Annotated in this window: 1 protein-coding gene; it reads right to left on the bottom strand. The window is 35.5% G+C overall.

Annotated features, from left to right (window positions below; translation table 11 throughout):
- Window positions 1-262, bottom strand: a 262-nt coding sequence (locus tag AAEZ00_RS21550) for a GGDEF domain-containing protein (protein WP_351089988.1), incomplete at both ends; no start/stop codon positions are given.

The raw sequence follows: 262 nt of genomic DNA, 5'->3' as shown, positions 1-262 counted from the left end.
CTGATCATCTAAGTCAATAAGTAGAAGAACGAATTCATCTCCGCCCAAACGAGCAAAGCAATCAATGGGGCGAATGTTCTCTTTGACAATAGTTGCGATTGCTTTGAGTAATTCATCTCCGTTTATATGTCCATAACTATCATTAATGGTTTTAAAATTGTCTATATCAAATATACATAGGTGTAATTTAATTGAATGGTTTCTCGACATTTTATTAATGGCTTCGGTCAAACGGAATTCAAAGTAGCTGCGTGAGAAAGCC

The sequence above is a fragment of the Shewanella sp. S1-49-MNA-CIBAN-0167 genome, from assembly GCF_040310145.1.
Taxonomy (GTDB): domain Bacteria; phylum Pseudomonadota; class Gammaproteobacteria; order Enterobacterales; family Shewanellaceae; genus Shewanella; species Shewanella psychromarinicola.
Note: the sequence above shows the minus strand (reverse complement) of the source record. Positions and strands in the feature narration are given on the sequence as shown.